Below are 17881 nucleotides of genomic sequence, written 5' to 3'. Positions count from 1 at the left end.
CTTCCGGCTTTCCTGCCGATCAACGGAAGACAAGACCATCACTCCCCAACCCTGTAGCGGCTTTCTGCGTGCCTCTACGCACCAGCCGTCTCTCGCGTTTCGCAGTACCAGCGATAAACCTCCGCAATCCCCTGCTCCAGTGAAACGCCTGGATGCCAACCCCAGCTCGCAAGCCGCGACACATCAAGCAGCTTGCGCGGCGTCCCGTCCGGCTTGCTTGGGTCAGTCACGATCTCACCTTCGAACCCCACGATCCGCCGAATGATCTCCGCGAGTTCGCGGATCGTCAGATCCGCACCGGAGCCGACATTCACATGTTCTTCTTCGGAATAGTTCTTCATCAGAAAGACAAGCGCGTCGGCGCAATCCTCTACATAGAGAAACTCGCGCCGCGGAGTTCCGGTCCCCCAGATGGTGACCGAAGATGCACCCGCCAGCTTCGCGGCATGCATCTTCGCCATCAGCGCGGGCATGACATGCGAGGATTGCAGATCGAAATTGTCGCCGATGCCATAAAGATTGGTAGGCATGGCCGAGATGAAATCGCAGCCATATTGGCGGCGATAAGCCTGACACAATTTGATGCCTGCGATCTTCGCCACCGCATACCACTGGTTCGTGGGTTCGAGTGGCCCCGTCAGCAGTGAGTCCTCGCGCAGCGGCTGCGGCGCGAGCTTCGGGTAGATGCAGGAGGAGCCGAGGAACAGCAGCTTCTCGACGCCAACGCGCCAGGCCGCATTGATGATGTTCGCCTCGATCATCAGGTTGTCATAGAGAAACTCGGCAGGCCGCGTATCGTTGGCGAGAATGCCGCCGACCGTCGCCGCCGGAACGAAGACCGCCTGCGGCTTCGATGCCGCCATCCAGTCCTCGACCTCGGCCTGTCGTCGCAGATCAACGGTTTCGCGCCCTACCGTCAAAACTTCGCAGGATTCTCTGACGAGCCGACGCAGAATGGCCGAACCGACCATGCCGCGATGGCCCGCTACAAAGACCTTCTTGCCTTCAAGCGCGTAGCTCTTCCGCTCAGTCATGTCGGCCTTTCCGGCTCTCTTCGCTAGCAACAACATTCAGGTCCGACGCGACCATTTCAGCGACCAGCTCCGCAAAGGTCGTGGTGTGGGTCCAACCGAGCTTTTGATGCGCCTTGCGCGGATCGCCAAGCAGCAAATCGACTTCGGTGGGACGGAAGTAGCGCGGGTCGATCTTGACCAGCACCTTGCCGCTGCCCGCATCGACGCCCTGCTCGTCCACGCCCTCACCCTTCCAGGCGATCTTGCGGCCCGTTTCCGCGAAGGCCAGTTCCACAAACTCCCGCACCGAATGGGTTTCACCCGTGGCGAGCACATAATCGTCAGGCACATCCTGCTGGACAATACGCCACATGCCATCGACATAATCGCGCGCATGACCCCAGTCACGCCGCGCGTCGAGATTGCCCAGATAAAGCGTGTCCTGAAGACCCAGCTCGATGGCCGCCACGGCGCGTGTGATCTTGCGCGTAACGAAGGTTTCGCCGCGCGTCGGTCCTTCATGATTGAAGAGGATGCCGTTCGAGGCGTGCATGTCATATGCCTCGCGGTAGTTCACCGTGATCCAATAGGCATAGAGCTTGGCTGCCGCATAGGGTGAGCGCGGATAAAAGGGCGTGCGCTCGTTTTGCGGCGTCTCCTGTACCAGCCCGTAAAGCTCGGAGGTCGACGCCTGATAGAAGCGCGTCGACTTTTCCATGCCGAGGATACGGACCGCTTCAAGCAGGCGCAGCGTTCCGAGGGCATCAGAATTGGCGGTGTATTCCGGCGTCTCGAAGCTCACCTGAACATGGCTTTGAGCCGCGAGATTGTAGATCTCGTCGGGCTTCGTCTCCTGGACGATGCGGATGAGATTGGTCGAGTCCGTCAGGTCGCCATAGTGGAGAAAGAGACGCGCGCTCTCGATATGCGGGTCTTGATAGAGATCGTCGATGCGCGCCGTATTGAAGGACGACGACCGCCGCTTCACACCATGGACCACATAGCCCTTGTCGAGAAGAAGTCGCGCGAGATAGGCCCCGTCCTGGCCGGTGATGCCCGTGATAAGGGCCACGCGAGCGGAGGGGTTGCCGGCACTGGACGAAAGGGGTGACACTGTTCAGCCTCTGACTTCAAAAGTGGTTGTGGCGGAAAATATCTCTTTGTGAAGCCCGTTCATACCCTTAAGGCGCATGATTTTTGGGGTGTTCTCTTGGGTCCGCACACGGCCAACGAGCGACATCAGGGCAGAAAATACCCCGAGTGCAGGCAGGAGTGGCTGGTACCATGATCCTTGCGAGCATCCTCATCACCGCCAACGACGCGGCAAACCGGACCCTGCCCGAACCCATACGGGCAAACATCGCGTCGTTCCGGAAACATCATCCGGAATTTGCGCACTCGCTCTTCAACACCGAGATCGCTCGCGAACTCCTGTCTTCCCGGTTCGGCCGCGAGGTGCTCTCCGCATTCGACAGCCTCAAGCCCTATGCCTTCAAGGCCGATCTGGCGCGCTACTGCATGCTCCACGAACATGGCGGCATCTATGCCGATCTTTCATTCTTTTTCGTCAATCCCTTGCCATTCGACGGAAAGAGACTTCTGGTCTTTCCTGGCCTCATGGCGACCACGCCCTGGGATGTGAGCAACGGCATCATTGCCGCTCCCCCGGGGCACAAGGCGCTGGCAAGGGCGATCGAGCTCGTATGCGCCAATGTTCGAAAAAACTATTATGGCCCAACATCGTTTTGCCCCACGGGGCCAACGCTGTTCGGAAAGGCCGTCGCTCTCACTTGTGAGCCGGAAGACATATTGACGGGCCGTGCCCTATGGATGGATTCGCCTGCCCCCGGCGAACCCAAGGTCCATTGCAAGGCAGTCGACGGCAAACTGGTCGCCGTCAAGCGCAAGACGAAGGCCGGAACGATTTCCGAACTCGGCGTCTCGACAGGCAACAATTATCTGCACCACTGGCGGGCGAAAGACGTTTACGCATCCGGCGTCTGAGCGCGTTCAGTTGGCGCAGCGTGCTTCCACCATTTCGCAGAGATAGTGATAAAGGCAGATATGCGCCTGCTGAATGGCGGGCGTCGAGCGCGAAGGCACATCGAGAAGAATGTCGGCCTGGGCCGCAAGCTTGCCGCCCCCCTGCCCGGTCATGGCGATGCTCGTCATGCCGATCCTCCGCGCCTCCTCGAAGGCCTTCACAACGTTCATCGAATTGCCGGAGGTCGAAAGGCCGAGGAGAACGCCGCCCGGCTCGCCGAAGGCTTCGACCTGACGCGAAAAAACCGTCTCATAGCTGTAATCATTGGCCCAGGCGGTCAGAACTGCCGGATTCGAGCTGAGGCAGATCGCCTTGAGCGCCCGGCGCTCCTTCAGAAAGCGGCCGACCAGCTCGCCCGTAATGTGCATGGCGTCGGAAGCCGAACCCCCATTGCCGCAGACGAGAAGGGCCTTGTTCGCCGTAAGGGCCGCAACCATTGCGTCGATGGCTGCCTCGACCCGCGCATCGCTGACGTGGGTCGCCGTTGCTTCCAGCAATCTGGCACTGTCGAGGCAATAGGTCCGGAAGCTCATCTCATCATCCCTTCACAAGGCGAAGTTCGGTCAGGCGTTGGCCCTGACAAATAGCACAAGGATTGCGTCTCCGCCTGCCTCTCCGGGAAGAGCGGAGGGCCTTGATCGTGGGCGGGGTCAGATCTTGAAATAGCCCCGGTACCACTCGACGAACCGGCTCAAGCCTACCTGAAGCGATGTGCTCGGCTTGAAGGAAAAATCGCGCTCCAGCGCAGATATATCGGCATAGGTGCGAACCACATCGCCGGGCTGCATGGGCGACATGACACGCACCGCCTTCGCGCCGATGATCTCTTCCAGAATATCGATGAAGCGCGACAGGTTTTCCGGCTTGTTGTTGCCGATATTGTAGACCCTGTGCGGCACGCCCTCACCCGACGGCGGGCGATCCAGAACGGCCACCGTTCCCTGCACAATGTCGTCGATATAGGTGAAGTCGCGCCACATATCGCCATTGTTGAAGACCTCGATGGGTTTGCCTTCGAGGATCGACCTGGTGAATTTCCAATAGGCCATATCCGGCCGCCCCCACGGGCCGTAGACCGTAAAATAGCGCAGGCCTGTCTGTGGAATGCCGAAGAGATGGGAATAGGCATGTCCCATCAATTCATCGGCTTTCTTCGTCGCCGCATAAAGTGACACCGGCGTGTCGACGGGGTCACTTTCATGGAATGGGACCTTCTCATTCCCGCCATAAACCGAACTCGATGAGGCATAGACCAGGTGCTCGAAAGATTTCAGATGGCGGCAGAGTTCGAGAATTTCGAGCTGGCCGGCAATGTTCGAACGGATATAGGCACGCGGGTTTTCGAGCGAATAGCGCACACCAGCTTGTGCGGCAAGATGGACCACCTTGGAGATGTTCCGCCCGCCAACCGCCTCGGCGAGCGCCGCCGTGTCCGCAATGTCGCCCTTGAGAAAGGCGAAGCCTTTTGACCCAACGAGCCGCTCAAGGCGCGCGTCCTTGAGCTTCGGATCGTAATAGGCATTGAGATCGTCAATGCCCACGATTTCCTCGCCACGATCGAGCAGAAGCCTGCAGACATGACTACCGATGAAACCGGCGGCCCCCGTAACCAAGATCGTCATGCTTCCCCCAATAGATATCCATCGTGAACCGAGTTTACCCCGATCATGGGCGGTATTGAGTTACCAATATCTGCCGCTGGTCGACCGCACCTGAGCGAACTACATGACCCGTCGGACAAATTCATGACAGCGGCGATAGCGATTTGTACATTCGCCTGACCGCAAAGGCATGGCAATATGCCCGGCGGCGGCGCGACTGCTGATTTTGGTCCGATAGCGGCGACAATGCCGGGGATCGCGCAGCAGAGAGACGGAGACGAACCCAAGGGTTCCATCCGAAACGGAAGATGAAAGGACAAGGCGCGTTATGAAAGTGGCGATGATCGGGGCCGGATATGTCGGTTTGGTTTCGGGTGCCTGTTTTGCCGACTTCGGTCACCAGGTCGTGTGCATCGACACCAATGCGGCAAAGATCGAAGCCCTGAACCGGGGTGAAATTCCGATCTATGAACCCGGGCTCGACGTTCTCGTGAATGGCAATCGCTTCGCGGGCCGCCTGTCCTTCAGCACCGACATCGCCGAAGGCGTCGCTGGCGCCGATGCCGTGTTCATTGCCGTGGGCACGCCGACGCGGCGCGGCGACGGCCATGCCGACCTCTCCTATGTCTACGCGGCGGCCGAGGACATCGCCCGCGCCATGACGGGCTATACGGTCATCGTCACAAAATCCACCGTGCCGGTCGGTACCGCCGATGAAGTCGAACGCATCGTCCGCCGCGTTCGCCCGGATGGCGATTTCTCCGTCGCCTCGAACCCTGAATTCCTGCGCGAAGGTGCCGCGATCGACGACTTCAAGCGTCCCGACCGCGTCGTCGTCGGCGCCGAGGAGGAGCGCGCCCGGGAAGTGATGCGCAAGCTCTACCGTCCGCTCTACCTGAACGAGACACCCATTCTCTTCACGAACCGCCGCACGTCGGAGCTGATCAAATACGCGGCCAACGCCTTTCTCGCGACCAAGATCACCTTCATCAACGAGATCGCCGATCTTTGCGAAAAGACCGGCGCGAACGTGCAGGACGTGTCACGCGGCATTGGGCTCGACGGACGCATCGGCAAGAAGTTCCTTCACGCAGGCCCCGGCTATGGCGGCTCCTGCTTCCCGAAGGACACGCTCGCGCTTGTTCGCACCGCCCAGCAATTCGACGCACCGGTCCACATTGTGGAGACGGTTGTCGAGGTCAACACCCGGCGCAAGCTGAAGATGGTCGACAAGGTGATCGACGCCTGCGGCGGCTCGGTCGAAGGCAAGACCATCGCCGTGCTAGGCCTCACCTTCAAGCCCGAGACCGACGACATGCGCGACGCGCCCTCGCTCGACATCGTGCCAGGCCTCATCGCCAAGGGTGCAAATGTTCGCGCGCATGATCCGCAGGGCATGAAGGAAGCAAAGCACCTGCTGCCGGAGACGGTTTCCTATTGCGACGGACCTTATGCGGCAAGCCAGGGCGCCGACGCCGTCGTCATCATCACGGAATGGAACGTCTATCGCGCGCTCGACCTGCAGCGCCTGAAGCAGTCGCTCAAGACGCCGATCCTCGTCGACCTGCGCAACATCTACGATCCGGCAGAAGTCGCGCGGCAGGGCTTCACCTATGTGAGCATCGGGCGGTAGACGTTTAGAGACGACCGCTCAGGCCGCAGAGATCTTCCGGATTCGGACAATCAGGACGGGCGCGAGCGGCGAACCGATTAGCAGAGGATGGTCGGACAACCGGAGCGCGCCGGCGATCAATCGCGACAGGAGACCACTACGCTCCGAAACGCCAGGATAAGTCGCCGTCTTGACATAGTCGATGGTGAATCTACCCTCGCCCAGAACCTCCGTGGCAAGGCGCTTGATGTCGCGAAACGAGAGAAGGAAGTTGCGGCGGCTCCACGGTAGAGAAATGCCAAACTTATTGCGCCCCTTCTTCTGCAGAACCCGACCAAGCCAGTGATACCTGTGCCAGTGCCCTACGTCGACGGGGCATAGCTTGTTCGAGGAGGTGAGGAGAAGCACGCCACCTGGCTTAATCGCCCTCATGCAACTCGCAAGGAACTGACGCCGGATCTCCCAAGCGTCGTCGCAAAGCATCGTCTTGAAATCTATACAACCAACATGCTCGATTACATCAAGTGCGTAGGCGAAATCGAACGTCCGGTCGCCAAACGGCAGATCCTCCATCGTGCCTGCACGAAAATACTCACGCTGATCCTCCGGCAAACCTTGCAGCGTGAGCCGCGAGGGATCGAGGCCCCATGCCGCGTACCCCCGCCGCCGAAGTTCAAGGACATCGTTACCGGCGCCGCAGCCAATGCTCAGGATGTCCCATTCCGGACGTAGCATCGGGACAAGGAATCGCGGCACAACCTTGCCGACCCTGATGCGCTCGCCCTCCTGTGCCTCGACCGCAATCATCCGCGGATACCTCCACCATCTAACGTCTGGCCAGAAAACATAGCATGACGCTCACTCACGCCGATGTTACGCACTACCGTCAGCACACCTTTTCCAGGCCGCTTCCCATATTGATGAGCTGTACGCCACGTGCTCGCACCGCCCCCTCCGAATAATCGCGCCGTATGGCAAGCCGACCGGCCTCGCCCAATCGCCGTCTGAGTATCTCGTCCACCGCAAGCTGCCGAATGGATGCCGCGAGAAGTCCCGGATCGACAACATCAAGCTTCAACATATTAACACCATCGACGCCATAGTCGCGAATTCCACCCACATTGGTCGCGATGATAGGCAGACCGACTGACATGGCTTCCGCGACGACGATGCAGAATCCCTCCGTGTCGCTCATATTCACGAACGCGTCATATTCCGTCGCTTCGGAAAACCAGTCGCTCACATAGCCGCGGAGCCTGACCGCTTCGCTAAGGCGCGCGCCCGCGATCTTGCTCGCCAGCACCTCGCCCTCGGGACCGTCGCCATAGATATCGAGGCGCACATCCAGCCCCTCGTCGCGCAGACGGGCGACCGCATCGATGACCAGCGCAAAATTCTTGCGGCCGACGAGCCGTCCGGCGCCGACGAGACGGATCGGCCCCCCGATCCGATAGTCAGTTTTTGTCACGCCATCGCCAGCCTGAAAGAGCGGAACGACGGCAGACCTGCGGCGGCGGGGCATGAAATAGCGCCCGGTCTCCTGCAACGTCTCTTCGCAATCGGCCCAGATTTCATTCACGCGGAACGAGAAGAGCCACAGGAGATAACGGTAGATCCGCTCCGCGCGGCGCGCGCGATATCGCGCAATATGTTCGAAGGAGACGCAACGAATACCGGGAAAGGCGCAGAGCACGGCGCGCCCGATCACATTCGCCTGCTTCAGCGACAGGACCACCATGTCCGGCCTCTCCCGGCGGAGTCTTCGCCACAGTGCGAGTGCCCCCACAGCGCAGCCACGCAATGTCAGCGTTTCAGACGGCGTTACGATCTCGAGCTTCGACGGCCCGAGCTCTTTGCCAATCTCATCGGCCAATGCCCCCCGCCCCCGGCAGAAGCCAAGGACGGTCAAATCATGGCCCGAGAAAAATCCGCCCCGGATCAGGGTGAGCAGCCCGTGCTCCGCGCCACCCCGATCGAAACCATTGATCACATAAAGGATGCGTGCCATCGGGGTCAGACCTGCGCCGGGGTCCGCGGCGCCGTCAATCGGCTCCCGGCCTCGGCCGCAAAGACCAGAATGGCCGGAAGGGCCAGCATTTCATAAACAATCTTGAACCGCGTATCGGGAAAGGTCAGGAGGATAACCGGCGCAACAAAAAACATCGGCAATAGCAGCGGCAGGTAGCGATTTCCCAGCGCATATCGAGGCGCCAGCGCAGCGAGGAACAAGGCGACCGCGAAGAGCAGATTGTAGATGATCTTGTAGGCAATATAGGCGGCATCGGCGGCGAGCATATTGCTCCGCACGGACTCCACGACGATTCCCCTCTGATCCTTCGTGAGATAAAATTTTCCGGACAGGTTCGGCACCTTCTCGAAGTTGAACAGCCAGTTCTCCAGCTTGATCGCGGATGTGTAGAGAAAGCGCTGCGGGTTCTCGCGCAGGAAAGAAAAGCCGAGATCGCGATATCTGACGTCCACCTGTCCCTCGTTCTCCGTCGTCCGCGGAATGCCAAAGAGAACTCTCGGGTCGCTGTGGCCCTCATGCTCGAAGAAGTAATCTATGTCGTAATGAGGATGGGCGACGGCATAAAGCGGGTGCTGACCGAGAAAGATGTTGTAGCCACCATTGAGCGACGGTGAGACGCTTCCATACTGCGCAAAATTGAAAACCGCGACGACGATATACAGCGCCGGAAAAAGCGCCCATATCGCGCGGCGTTCGCGCAGATACATGAGAAAGGCAAGTCCGGCAAAAACAAATATATCCGTCGAACGAACGACGGAGCCGAGCAGTGCGACAAGACTATAGACGACAAGGCGCCCCTCGATCAGGAAGCTCAGCGCCGCGGTTAGGACCGCAAACTGAAGCACGACATCCTGCGAGGATTTCACGATCCAGTAAAAATAGGGATTGAGCAGAACGGCAAGGAGAGCCATCCGTCCGACGAGCCTGTTGTCGATGCCCCGGCAAATCCGCGCATAGAAGAAGAGCCCGATGTTGAAATAGAAGAACAGCGCCCAGACGGCCTTTATGCCGAGCATCTGGAATGGCAGATAGAGCAGGGCCGGGCCGATCGGATAGAAGTTGCTTGGCGGCAACGTAAAGGCGGCAAGCTCGGCCGCCTTCATCGCCCATGCCTCCAGCCCGACATGATGCGAATTGACGCCAAGCACGCCGACAAGAAAGGCGTTGGCGACGGCAAATGTCACAGTCTCCAGCCAGTATCGCCTCGCGTGATCCACGATATACTTGAGAGGCCTCATCGTTGCGCGCCCCGGTATTCGCCGACAATCTCGCCAACCGTCAGGCTTCGACCGCTCTTGCGCCCCATAAAATAAGTGCCGCTCGCGCCGTCCACCCTGTGCGGCTCCGGCACGAAACGATCGAACAACGAGAAGATGCCGAACGGAATGCTGGCGATATCGGCCAATGCCTTGCTGCGCGTCAGACCGCGCAGGAAATATTTCACAGCCCAATAGAGCGACAGGCCGGGCCCACCAAGCGCGCCGCGCTTGACGGTCTCGAAATCGCGCCAGAGCCACCTGTGTCCGACTTCACTGAAGCGCGTGAAGTCATACGCCCCCTCGTGGACCTGTTGCATGAAGGGCGTCTCCGCATAGACGAGCCCGCCCGGCTTCAGCACACGAGCGACCTCCATCGCCACCTGGCGAGGATCGAGCACATGCTCCAGAACTGCCTGAATGCAAACGGCGTCGACACTCTCATCTGCGAGGGGAATCTTGTGACCATCCGCGACGAAGTTCGTGAGCGGCGAGGGATAGACATCGAAGGCCACCTGGGCAATCGCCTCGTCATTATAGAGCAGATCCGTTCCCATGCCCTTCGTCGCCGCGCCGACCATAAGCACCAGAGGGCGTTTGACCGGCAATGCCTTCAGATGCTCGCGCAGGAGAAAGAAATTGCTCGTGCTGATATCGGCCGTTCCGAACAGGCGGCCCTTCAGCCCGCGCAGAAATCCCCTTCGGGCGCCTACCAACGAATAGGTATCTTGCGCCGTCGCGAACCATTCGGGCCGCACGACACTATCGGAAAAATCAATGAGGACCGGCTGACCATGCACGACCGGGAATTGCTCGTCGCCCGCGGTCACCTCCGAAACAACGCCGTCTTTGCGCCTGAGCGCGACATGCAGCCATGGCGCGCCCGGCTTGCGCAGCATGATCTCTATGTCGGCGAGGGCAACCAGCATTGAAACTACCCGTTGAAGATGAGGTCATCACGAGACTAGAGAACGGAGTCGGCCTTGGTCGGAATGCGGCGGTGAAAAAGAGCCTTTGCCAAGCGCCGAAGAGATTCGCTCAGACGATGCGGCACGAGAGCAAATGCAAGATAGGCGTATGGCCGCCAGAAAAATGGATCGGACTGGATTGCTTTGAAGAGAAGGCGCACACCATTCGGCCGCTCTCCATTCTGTACACAATCATTTCCGGTTCGCGCATAGCGGCGCGCCATCCGCCGGGCCGCGAGCGGGGCGAGACGCGGGTTTCGCGCCACAAAGCGTTCCGTCATCCGCTCTGCGATGGGCAGCAGTGCGTCGAGCCGCCTGGTGAGATTGGAACCGTGACGCCGCTTGAAGCAGAGATCGCCGGGCACATGCACGAATTTCCATTTTTCAGCGAGACGCAGAAACATCTCCGTATCCTCGCCGAGGCGTATCTCTTCATCAAAGAGCCCAACCTCATCGAGAGCGGTACGCCGAATAATGGTGGTCGAGGGAACAATCGGTCCGTCGTTAACAAAGTATTCGGCAAGCGTATCCCGCGTTGCGACGCCATACCTGCGTACGCGGATTGGCTGTGCGTCTGCGAGATCATCGCGTGTGAAATCCACGTAGTCGCTGTAGACAAGGCCAACTCGCTCGTCGGCATCGAAGGCGGAACACTGGCGCTCGAGCTTCTCCGGCGCCCAGAAATCGTCGCCATCGAGGATCGCAATGAGGTCTCCGGTCGTCTCCCGGATCGCGCGATTCCGCGCCGCGGGAAGCCCGACGCCATTCGACTCGATTATCTTCAGTCCGGGGATTTCGCTCGCAAGACGAAGCAGAAGCGCTGCCGAGCCGTCTGTCGATCCGTCGTTGACGACCGCAATTTCGAGGACGCCGTCACAGGCCGTCTGCGCCACAACGCTGCGGATCGCCTGTTCGATGAAGCGCTCCTCATTGTGGCAGGTCATGATCACCGAGACGCGCATGCCTAACCTGCCACAAGCTGATCGGAGCCGAAATTCACATCCGAGCGGCGCCTGCGTTCCCGCGCCGCCTCCATGGCCGTCGCACGCTGCCTCAACGCGCTATAAGTGAGCTCGGGCATCAGCGAGACGATAACCAGCACCGCGAAGGAAGGCGTACCGGAAGCGTCAAGGCCGAGATACATCAAGGGCGCGGTCAGCAGCAGGAAGGGAGTGACAGCGGCTTGCGGCCTTGTGATCTGACGGCGACGCAGAAAAAAGAGGAGCACCCGACGCAGCCGAACAACGGAGGAGAGCCAGATCGCCGCATAGAAGATAAGGCCGACAAGGCCATTTTCAGCGGCGACGCGTAGAAACTCTCCGTGAATGCCGAGCAACATATATTCCGGAAGATAACCGTACTGTTCCCTCACCCGGTTCGCATATTCATTTGTACCGATGCCGATCAGCGGCGACTGACTGAAATATGTGGTCGCGACGTTGAAGGCAAACTTCCGTTGGGCATTGCTGAGCGACTCCGGCGTCACGCCTCGAGCAACCATCGCCGCCGATCCCGCCGACTCGATAGGGTCTGTCAATGTCCGAAGCTGCCGGGTAAAACTCTCCGCTGCGAACAGATTAATGACGATGAAGAGGCCGATGATGCCGACGCCGACCAATGGAAGCGCCGCCAGCATCCGGCCGCGCGCAAGCAACATTGCTGTGATGACGCCATAAATGATGAGAGCCTTACGCTCGGTCGATAGAACGATGATGACAAGCAGCCCAATCCAGACGAGCCAATAAAGGCGGCGCTGCGCTGGCGCCGCGAAGAGCATGAGGCAGCCCAGCGCCATGGGCAGAAAGCCGAATACGGCCTTTGGATTGTTGAGCCTCTTCCACCCAACCCACATGCCCTGCGAGACATGCCAAATGACGTTGTAGGCGAGAACGACGACTAGGCCGGCGATCATCACCCGCGCAGCCGTCTTGTAGTCGATCAGGTCGAGGCTCAGCACGATCGTGGTCGCGAAGGCGATCATCAACGAAACCTGCAGTCCCTCACGCAAGCCGTTGTCGGCGCCACCGAGTAACGCCGACAATACATGCCACAGGAAGAACGGCAGGAGCATGAGAAACCCGACCATCCGCTTTTGGCCGAATGATGCCCCGTTTACAAGCACCCAGCCGATCATGAGCACCACGACGGCGTCAAAAGGCCGAAGCTGGACGACGCCCACATGAAATTTGAGAGCCGTAAAAAGCGTCAGAAGCCCGAGCGGCAGAAGATAGGTCATATGAGTCTGCCCCGCCTGCTGCGCCATGCGGCCCGACCACCCGCCAGCGAGCGTCTGGCAAGCAGCGCCTCATAGACGCCATCGATCCGTTCCGTCATGCGAGCCGCATCCCAATCGGAAAGATCAATGACCATGCTCCTCGCCGCCATCGTTTCGCGCAATTCCGGATCGACGATCAGGGCCTCGAGGCGGCGCGTGAATTCGTCGAATGAATCCGTATCGACAAGATAGCCGTTACGGTCATGTTGCAAAACACGCTCAATGCCCGGCAACCGCGTCGCGACGATCGGCTTGCCGGCCAGCGCATATTGAACAAGCGCGCGCGGCAACCCTTCGCGCTCGGAGACGAAGACGCAGACGTCACAGGCCGCGAGCACGGCCTCGACGTCGTCGCGGAAGCCCAGCAGACGAACCTGCGCCTCGACGCCCGCTTCCCGGGCCGCCGTCTCCAGCGCCTGCCTCTCAGGGCCTTCGCCGGCGAGAACCAGCTGCATGGCCATGTGGCGCTTCAGAAGCGGCACGACCGCTTCCAGCAATTCGCGGTGACGCTTGCGCCTCTCGAGTGCCGCCACATAGCCGACGCGAATGGGCACATCAGCCGCCGAAATGCCGGAAAGAATATCACCGGCGGGCAAAGCGCCACGAAACTTCGCCACATCCATTCCGCTCTCGATTACCCAATGGCGTTCGGGCCTACCGATACCGTGGGCGAGACACTCATCGCGCATACCGTCGCTCACATTGATGAAAGCATGCGTCGTCAGGGCCATGAGTTTTTCGAGGCCGAGATAGATGAGCCTTTGCGCGCCCCTCTTCGCGGTGAAAGGCAGAATATGAACCCCATGCACGATTACGGCGCCGGGCGAGGCCAGCGCCGCCACGCGTCCGATAATGCCGGCCTTGCTCGTATGCGTATGTACGACATCCGGCCGCAAGCGACGCATGAGACGCGCCAGTCTGAAAAGCGTGGTCACATCCTTCGCCAGCGCAATCTCGCGAACAAGTGAGGGAAGACAAACTCTGCGCACTCTTGCATCGAGCTGCGCGACCATCCGATTCGTATTGTCGGCACCATAGACCAGCGACACATCATGACCCGACGCAGCCTGCGCATTGCAGGTCAGCAGCGTGTTCTCGTCCGCCCCGCCGTTAACGAAGCGGGTAATGATGTGAACAATCTTGGACATAGGCTCCGCTTGCCCGCAGATGGATCGATCGAGCCGAACTTTTTCCATATAATTATACTATAGGAAACATATCAATTATCTGTAGCGTCCTGGCAATTCGTCTATTCCGAGCGGCAGGAATCGCATTCAAAATGCGCCGATTATTTTCCTCACTGCCTCTTCCGGCGCGAATTTAGCGAGCCGGCGAGCGGTGGCATCGGCATAGGCTGCCCGCGCCTCCGCAGAAACAAGGAGATCTTCCCGGAAATGGCGCGCTCTCCCCAGGGCCGCCTCGAAGCTCCCCGAGTCGTCGGGCGCGAAGGCAAAACCGAGATCGCCTGTCGTCTCTGGCAGGCCTCCGCGGTCGGACAATATGACCAGCGCCCCGGCAGCCAACGATTCTATGGCGACCGCGCCAAAGGGCTCCTCCCAGAGCGACGGCACAAAGGAATAAGCGGCACGGCCCATTTCCTTTGCCGTCTCCTCCAGGTTCAGCCGACCGAGGTAGCTTACGCCCGGCACCCGCCCTGCCGCGATGCGCGCCTCGATTTCAGGGCGCAGAGAGCCGTCGCCGACAATCCACAGTTCCTCGATCCCCAGCGCCTCGCGCACCAGAGACCAGCGGTCGAGCAAATAGAGAATGCCCTTCTCCTCCTCGAGACGGCCGACAAACACCGCATCCCGGCGCGCCTCGACGGGCATGACCATAGCCGATGTGATGTGTTCGGGATTGGCGAAGGGATGTACCACATGATGCGGCACACCGATCTTGCGGCCGATGAAGGCGCTCGTCACGAAGTTGACGGCTCGGCGCATGATCCAGCGGCGCAAAAGATCGACAGAGAACCATGAGCGGGAAAGATGAGCCGCGCTCTCCGAATGATGCCGCAGCCCAAACGGTCTGCGCATGAAGAGCAGCGGATAGAAGAGCTTTAGCGACAGGTTCGCTAGGATGAGGATATCCGCCTCGGCATAGATCCGCGTTAACTCCAACGAACCCGGATTACGCAGGACACGATAGTCATATCCCGTCGCCGGGCCGGGCGCGGTGGTGACGACAGTCACGTCATGTCCCGCACGGACAAAGCCCGCAGCAAGAACGGATTCGGTGGTGGCGACGCCACCGATCTCGGGAAGAAACGTATAGGTGGAGATACAGATTTTCATACCGGTCTCAAACGAATCGGCTGCGCCGCCAGTTCGGCATAAAGCGCAAGGTAGCGGTCCCTCACCGCCAGAATATCAAAATGCCGCGTTGCATAATCGCTCGTCGCGGACGAGAGCCTCGACCACTCCTGCGTGGGGAGGGACGTTATAATCGACAGGCCGGCATGAAGGCTCGCGCGGTCCGTTCCCTCCAGGAAAAGGCCGTTTTCATTCGGCGTGATGTGATCGACGCATCCGCTTACACGCGTGGTGACGGGCACCACGCCGCGAACCATGGCTTCGAGCATGGCGTTGGAAAGGCCCTCCGCATTCGACGGAAGCAAAAGGTATCCGTAGCGACCGAGAATATCGTCGGGATCGGAGTGCCACCCGTGGAGGCGGACACGCCCCGCCGGATCGCGGCGCGATATCGCCTCGACCTCCGCCTCGAGATTGCCCGCGCCATAAAAGTCGAGCTGGAACTTCGCCTCTGGTGGCATGTCCGCCGCCGCGGCGGCCAACGCCGCCACGTTCTTGTCCGCATCGAGGCGCCCGAGAAAGAGGAAACGGTGCGCCCTCGCCTCCGGCGCATCGCCCGCCTCCGCCGGACCGATCCTCAATCCATTCGGGATGACGGCGATCTTTTCCGCAGGGACGCCCCATCGAGTCAGGTCTTCTTCGATTGAGCGCGTGGTGGCGACGAAGCGATCACCATGCGCGATAACGAAGCGCCGCCCGGCAGCGCCGAAATATTTCCTTGTGCCGATGACGCGAATATCCGCCCCTGACCCGCCGGTAGCGGACTTCAATATGTTCGGAATGCCCCAGAACTTTCGCGCGAGGGCCGCGACGAAGGCATGAATGCGCAGCTGATGGACATGGATGAGGTCGATCCGGGCGCGATTGCGAAATACCCAGAAAAGCAACTGCGCCGCCCAGAGAAGCGCCGCCGGCAGGTATCGCCCGGAAATCTGGGGCGTCGTGTAGGTCCAGAAAAGACGGACGGGCACACCCTCGTCGTCCGACCATCCGGTGCGCGAGAATTTACGGGTACTGCCGAGCACCACGATGTCCTCGCCAGCTGCGCGCAGCGACTGCGCAAGCATCCGCGCCTGTTTCTCCAGCCCGCCGCTCGGGTTGCTGTCATCGTAATGACAGATCATCATAACGATCATCGCCATCTCCGCGACAACAGGTAAATTCCTAAAAGCAGGCGTTTTTTCAAGTCTAACATACGCCTTCGACTGTTAGCGACGGCAAAGGTCTCCGCAGCTCGCCACTGGATGTTCGTCTACCGAGCCACTTTTACATTCTGAAACAAGCGGCCAAGAGTGCTCGCATGTTCCTCCGCAAACTGCGTCGTCAGATGGTCAAGATCGTAGTAGATCGTCCGGCCGTTACGCTGGCCGTAACAATACCGCTCATCACACAGTGCATCGGAAATGCTCACCCATGAAACATTTGACTGCCGGCTTACCGGGCGAAGTGCCTCGTGCAGCGCGTCCCGCTCCCTTCGATAATCGTCTGCGGGAATTCTGGGATCGAAAGTGCGGTGGAACAACATGGAATAGGCAAGATTGCGGACACCAAAGCTGCGCGCGGCAGGCGTATCTTCGAGCAGGATGAAGTGCTTTTGCGGGTAACGCTGCACGAGCGCCACAATTCCCGCCGGAACTGCCCTGGTTCCCTCAACGACTTTTCCACTCGCAAGGTAGCGCTGGCCGATTGCGGAACCCCAGTTCACAACGATCAGCACACGCGAGATCGCCGGATTTTCCAGCATTTCCGTGAGCTGGTCGTTCATCCAGCGATCCTGCCAGTCCCGTGAAAGACGAATGTATGGAAAGGTCGGCCGCCAGCCCGAATCCGACAACTGATAACCGGCAAGTCCAACCTCTCTTGCCGCCTTGAATATCCCACCTGCCAATGCCGCCGCGTGACTGTCGCCGATCAACACGAAGCTCGCCTTCTGCCCTTCAGCACCTCTCAGGCACAGGTTCCGCGCCGTCAGATGCCGCTCGGAAGCGAGGTGACATTCGCCATATCGAGCCTCTTCATATTGGTGCCTGTCCAGCACACTCAATACCGCCGCAGGGAAGCGCGCGGGAAAGCCGGCCGTCTCCACAATGCCCATGGAACAAACAACCGCAACCGCGATGGCGCTCCCCGAAAGCACGAAGATTCGACCTCGTGCGAGACTCGCGCGTTTCACACGGAATGGCTGCTCGATAAAGCGCCACGACAGCGCCGCGGGCACGAAGCTGGCAATAACGATGCTGGACATGACGACGCTGCCGGCCTCTTCGCCAAAATAGAATTTTCCAAAGACGATGAGGGGCCAATGCCACAGATAGAGCGAATAGGAAATAAGTCCAACAAAATGAAGCGGCCATAGGCCGAGCAGGCGTCCGACCAACGTCATGCGCCCTTCCTGCCCCGTATATAGAATAAGCGCCGCGCCCAGCGTCGGCGGCAGCGCGCTGAGCCCCGGAAAGGGCGTCGTCTTTCCATAGGAAAGAGCCGCAAAAAGAATGAGCGCAATGCCGATCGCCGCCGCGCATTCTGCCGCCCATTGGCGCCTTGCAGGCTTGACGACGCCGAGCGCGAGCAAGGCGCCGAGCATCAGTTCCCATGCGCGGGTTGGAAGCCAATAGAAGGCCGCCACGGGCTTGTAGTAGGTCGCCCATGCCGCGAGGATGAAGGATAGCAGCTGACGTGCCACTGAGATTTTCGTCCAGAAGGATTTAGAGTCCGGCCCTATGGAAGGGAGACGGACGATGAAGAGGCAGCGTTTTACGGAAGAGCAGATC

16 protein-coding genes are annotated in these 17881 nt (G+C 59.8%); 2 read left to right on the top strand and 14 right to left on the bottom strand.

What is annotated here, in order from left to right:
- Positions 1–74 precede the first annotated feature (74 nt).
- Entirely contained in the window at positions 75–1034 is a 960-nt protein-coding gene (fcl, locus tag F2P47_RS06355; protein ID WP_152215410.1) for a GDP-L-fucose synthase, read from the bottom strand.
- Positions 1027–2127: a GDP-mannose 4,6-dehydratase gene (gene gmd / locus F2P47_RS06350; RefSeq protein WP_152215408.1), complete on the bottom strand. Its 1101-nt coding sequence runs from the start codon at positions 2125–2127 to the stop codon at positions 1027–1029. Before gmd ends, fcl begins: the two co-directional genes overlap by 8 nt.
- Positions 2128–2297: 170 nt before the next feature.
- Here gmd and F2P47_RS06345 point away from each other — a divergent pair, with 170 nt between their 5' ends.
- Positions 2298–3017, top strand: coding sequence for a glycosyltransferase family 32 protein (locus F2P47_RS06345; RefSeq protein WP_152215406.1), 720 nt, complete (start codon positions 2298–2300; stop codon positions 3015–3017).
- 6 nt (positions 3018–3023) lie between these two features.
- On the opposite strand, the gene F2P47_RS06340 is transcribed toward F2P47_RS06345, so the two are convergent.
- Positions 3024–3590 carry a D-sedoheptulose-7-phosphate isomerase gene (locus F2P47_RS06340; protein ID WP_152215405.1) on the bottom strand — a complete coding sequence of 189 codons (567 nt, stop codon included), beginning with the start codon at positions 3588–3590 and terminating at the stop codon, positions 3024–3026.
- Positions 3591–3707: 117 nt separating this feature from the next.
- Positions 3708–4679 carry an NAD-dependent epimerase/dehydratase family protein gene (locus tag F2P47_RS06335; protein ID WP_152215403.1) on the bottom strand — a complete coding sequence of 324 codons (972 nt, stop codon included), beginning with the start codon at positions 4677–4679 and terminating at the stop codon, positions 3708–3710.
- 307 nt (positions 4680–4986) lie between these two features.
- Between F2P47_RS06335 and F2P47_RS06330 the strand changes: the two genes are divergently transcribed.
- A complete protein-coding gene (locus F2P47_RS06330) occupies positions 4987–6291 on the top strand; it encodes a UDP-glucose dehydrogenase family protein (RefSeq protein WP_152215401.1) in 1305 nt (434 codons plus the stop codon).
- Positions 6292–6309: 18 nt separating this feature from the next.
- Here F2P47_RS06330 and F2P47_RS06325 read toward each other — a convergent pair whose 3' ends face one another.
- From F2P47_RS06325 to F2P47_RS06280, 10 genes are all read right to left on the bottom strand, one after another.
- Positions 6310–7077: a class I SAM-dependent methyltransferase gene (locus F2P47_RS06325; protein WP_152215399.1), complete on the bottom strand. Its 768-nt coding sequence runs from the start codon at positions 7075–7077 to the stop codon at positions 6310–6312.
- A 79-nt stretch (positions 7078–7156) separates the two neighbouring features.
- Positions 7157–8278, bottom strand: a complete 1122-nt coding sequence (locus tag F2P47_RS06320; RefSeq protein WP_152215397.1) for a glycosyltransferase — start codon at positions 8276–8278, stop codon at positions 7157–7159.
- Between the two features lie 5 nt (positions 8279–8283).
- Positions 8284–9537: a hypothetical protein gene (locus tag F2P47_RS06315; RefSeq protein WP_152215395.1), complete on the bottom strand. Its 1254-nt coding sequence runs from the start codon at positions 9535–9537 to the stop codon at positions 8284–8286.
- Positions 9534–10484: a class I SAM-dependent methyltransferase gene (locus tag F2P47_RS06310; protein ID WP_152215393.1), complete on the bottom strand. Its 951-nt coding sequence runs from the start codon at positions 10482–10484 to the stop codon at positions 9534–9536. The genes F2P47_RS06315 and F2P47_RS06310 overlap by 4 nt, the downstream gene beginning before the upstream one ends.
- Positions 10485–10519: 35 nt before the next feature.
- Entirely contained in the window at positions 10520–11485 is a 966-nt protein-coding gene (locus tag F2P47_RS06305) for a glycosyltransferase family 2 protein (RefSeq protein ID WP_152215392.1), read from the bottom strand.
- A 2-nt stretch (positions 11486–11487) separates the two neighbouring features.
- Positions 11488–12759, bottom strand: a complete 1272-nt coding sequence (locus F2P47_RS06300) for an O-antigen ligase family protein (RefSeq protein WP_152215390.1) — start codon at positions 12757–12759, stop codon at positions 11488–11490.
- Positions 12756–13946, bottom strand: coding sequence for a glycosyltransferase (locus F2P47_RS06295; protein ID WP_185680981.1), 1191 nt, complete (start codon positions 13944–13946; stop codon positions 12756–12758). Before F2P47_RS06295 ends, F2P47_RS06300 begins: the two co-directional genes overlap by 4 nt.
- Positions 13947–14072: 126 nt before the next feature.
- The gene (locus tag F2P47_RS06290) at positions 14073–15092 is read right to left on the bottom strand and encodes a glycosyltransferase family 4 protein (protein WP_152215387.1); all 1020 of its coding nucleotides are present in this window, start codon (positions 15090–15092) and stop codon (positions 14073–14075) included.
- The gene (locus F2P47_RS06285; RefSeq protein ID WP_185680980.1) at positions 15089–16246 is read right to left on the bottom strand and encodes a glycosyltransferase; all 1158 of its coding nucleotides are present in this window, start codon (positions 16244–16246) and stop codon (positions 15089–15091) included. The genes F2P47_RS06290 and F2P47_RS06285 overlap by 4 nt, the downstream gene beginning before the upstream one ends.
- Before the next feature lie 116 nt (positions 16247–16362).
- Positions 16363–17793 (bottom strand): acyltransferase family protein, encoded by a 1431-nt coding sequence (locus F2P47_RS06280; protein ID WP_152215382.1) that lies wholly within the window; start codon positions 17791–17793, stop codon positions 16363–16365.
- Between the last annotated feature and the right edge of the window lie 88 nt (positions 17794–17881).

Source organism: Parvibaculum sedimenti, from assembly GCF_009184905.1.
Classification (GTDB): Bacteria; Pseudomonadota; Alphaproteobacteria; order Parvibaculales; family Parvibaculaceae; genus Parvibaculum; species Parvibaculum sedimenti.
Note: the sequence above shows the minus strand (reverse complement) of the source record. Positions and strands in the feature narration are given on the sequence as shown.

Coding starts and splice junctions, on each gene's coding strand:
- fcl (WP_152215410.1), bottom strand. CDS start 1,034: ATGACTGAGCGGAAGAGCTACGCGCTTGAAGGCAAGAAGGTCTTTGTA.
- F2P47_RS06345 (WP_152215406.1), top strand. CDS start 2,298: ATGATCCTTGCGAGCATCCTCATCACCGCCAACGACGCGGCAAACCGG.
- F2P47_RS06340 (WP_152215405.1), bottom strand. CDS start 3,590: ATGAGCTTCCGGACCTATTGCCTCGACAGTGCCAGATTGCTGGAAGCA.
- F2P47_RS06335 (WP_152215403.1), bottom strand. CDS start 4,679: ATGACGATCTTGGTTACGGGGGCCGCCGGTTTCATCGGTAGTCATGTC.
- F2P47_RS06330 (WP_152215401.1), top strand. CDS start 4,987: ATGAAAGTGGCGATGATCGGGGCCGGATATGTCGGTTTGGTTTCGGGT.
- F2P47_RS06325 (WP_152215399.1), bottom strand. CDS start 7,077: ATGATTGCGGTCGAGGCACAGGAGGGCGAGCGCATCAGGGTCGGCAAG.
- F2P47_RS06320 (WP_152215397.1), bottom strand. CDS start 8,278: ATGGCACGCATCCTTTATGTGATCAATGGTTTCGATCGGGGTGGCGCG.
- F2P47_RS06315 (WP_152215395.1), bottom strand. CDS start 9,537: ATGAGGCCTCTCAAGTATATCGTGGATCACGCGAGGCGATACTGGCTG.
- F2P47_RS06310 (WP_152215393.1), bottom strand. CDS start 10,484: ATGCTGGTTGCCCTCGCCGACATAGAGATCATGCTGCGCAAGCCGGGC.
- F2P47_RS06305 (WP_152215392.1), bottom strand. CDS start 11,485: ATGCGCGTCTCGGTGATCATGACCTGCCACAATGAGGAGCGCTTCATC.
- F2P47_RS06300 (WP_152215390.1), bottom strand. CDS start 12,759: ATGACCTATCTTCTGCCGCTCGGGCTTCTGACGCTTTTTACGGCTCTC.
- F2P47_RS06295 (WP_185680981.1), bottom strand. CDS start 13,946: ATGTCCAAGATTGTTCACATCATTACCCGCTTCGTTAACGGCGGGGCG.
- F2P47_RS06290 (WP_152215387.1), bottom strand. CDS start 15,092: ATGAAAATCTGTATCTCCACCTATACGTTTCTTCCCGAGATCGGTGGC.
- F2P47_RS06285 (WP_185680980.1), bottom strand. CDS start 16,246: ATGATCGTTATGATGATCTGTCATTACGATGACAGCAACCCGAGCGGC.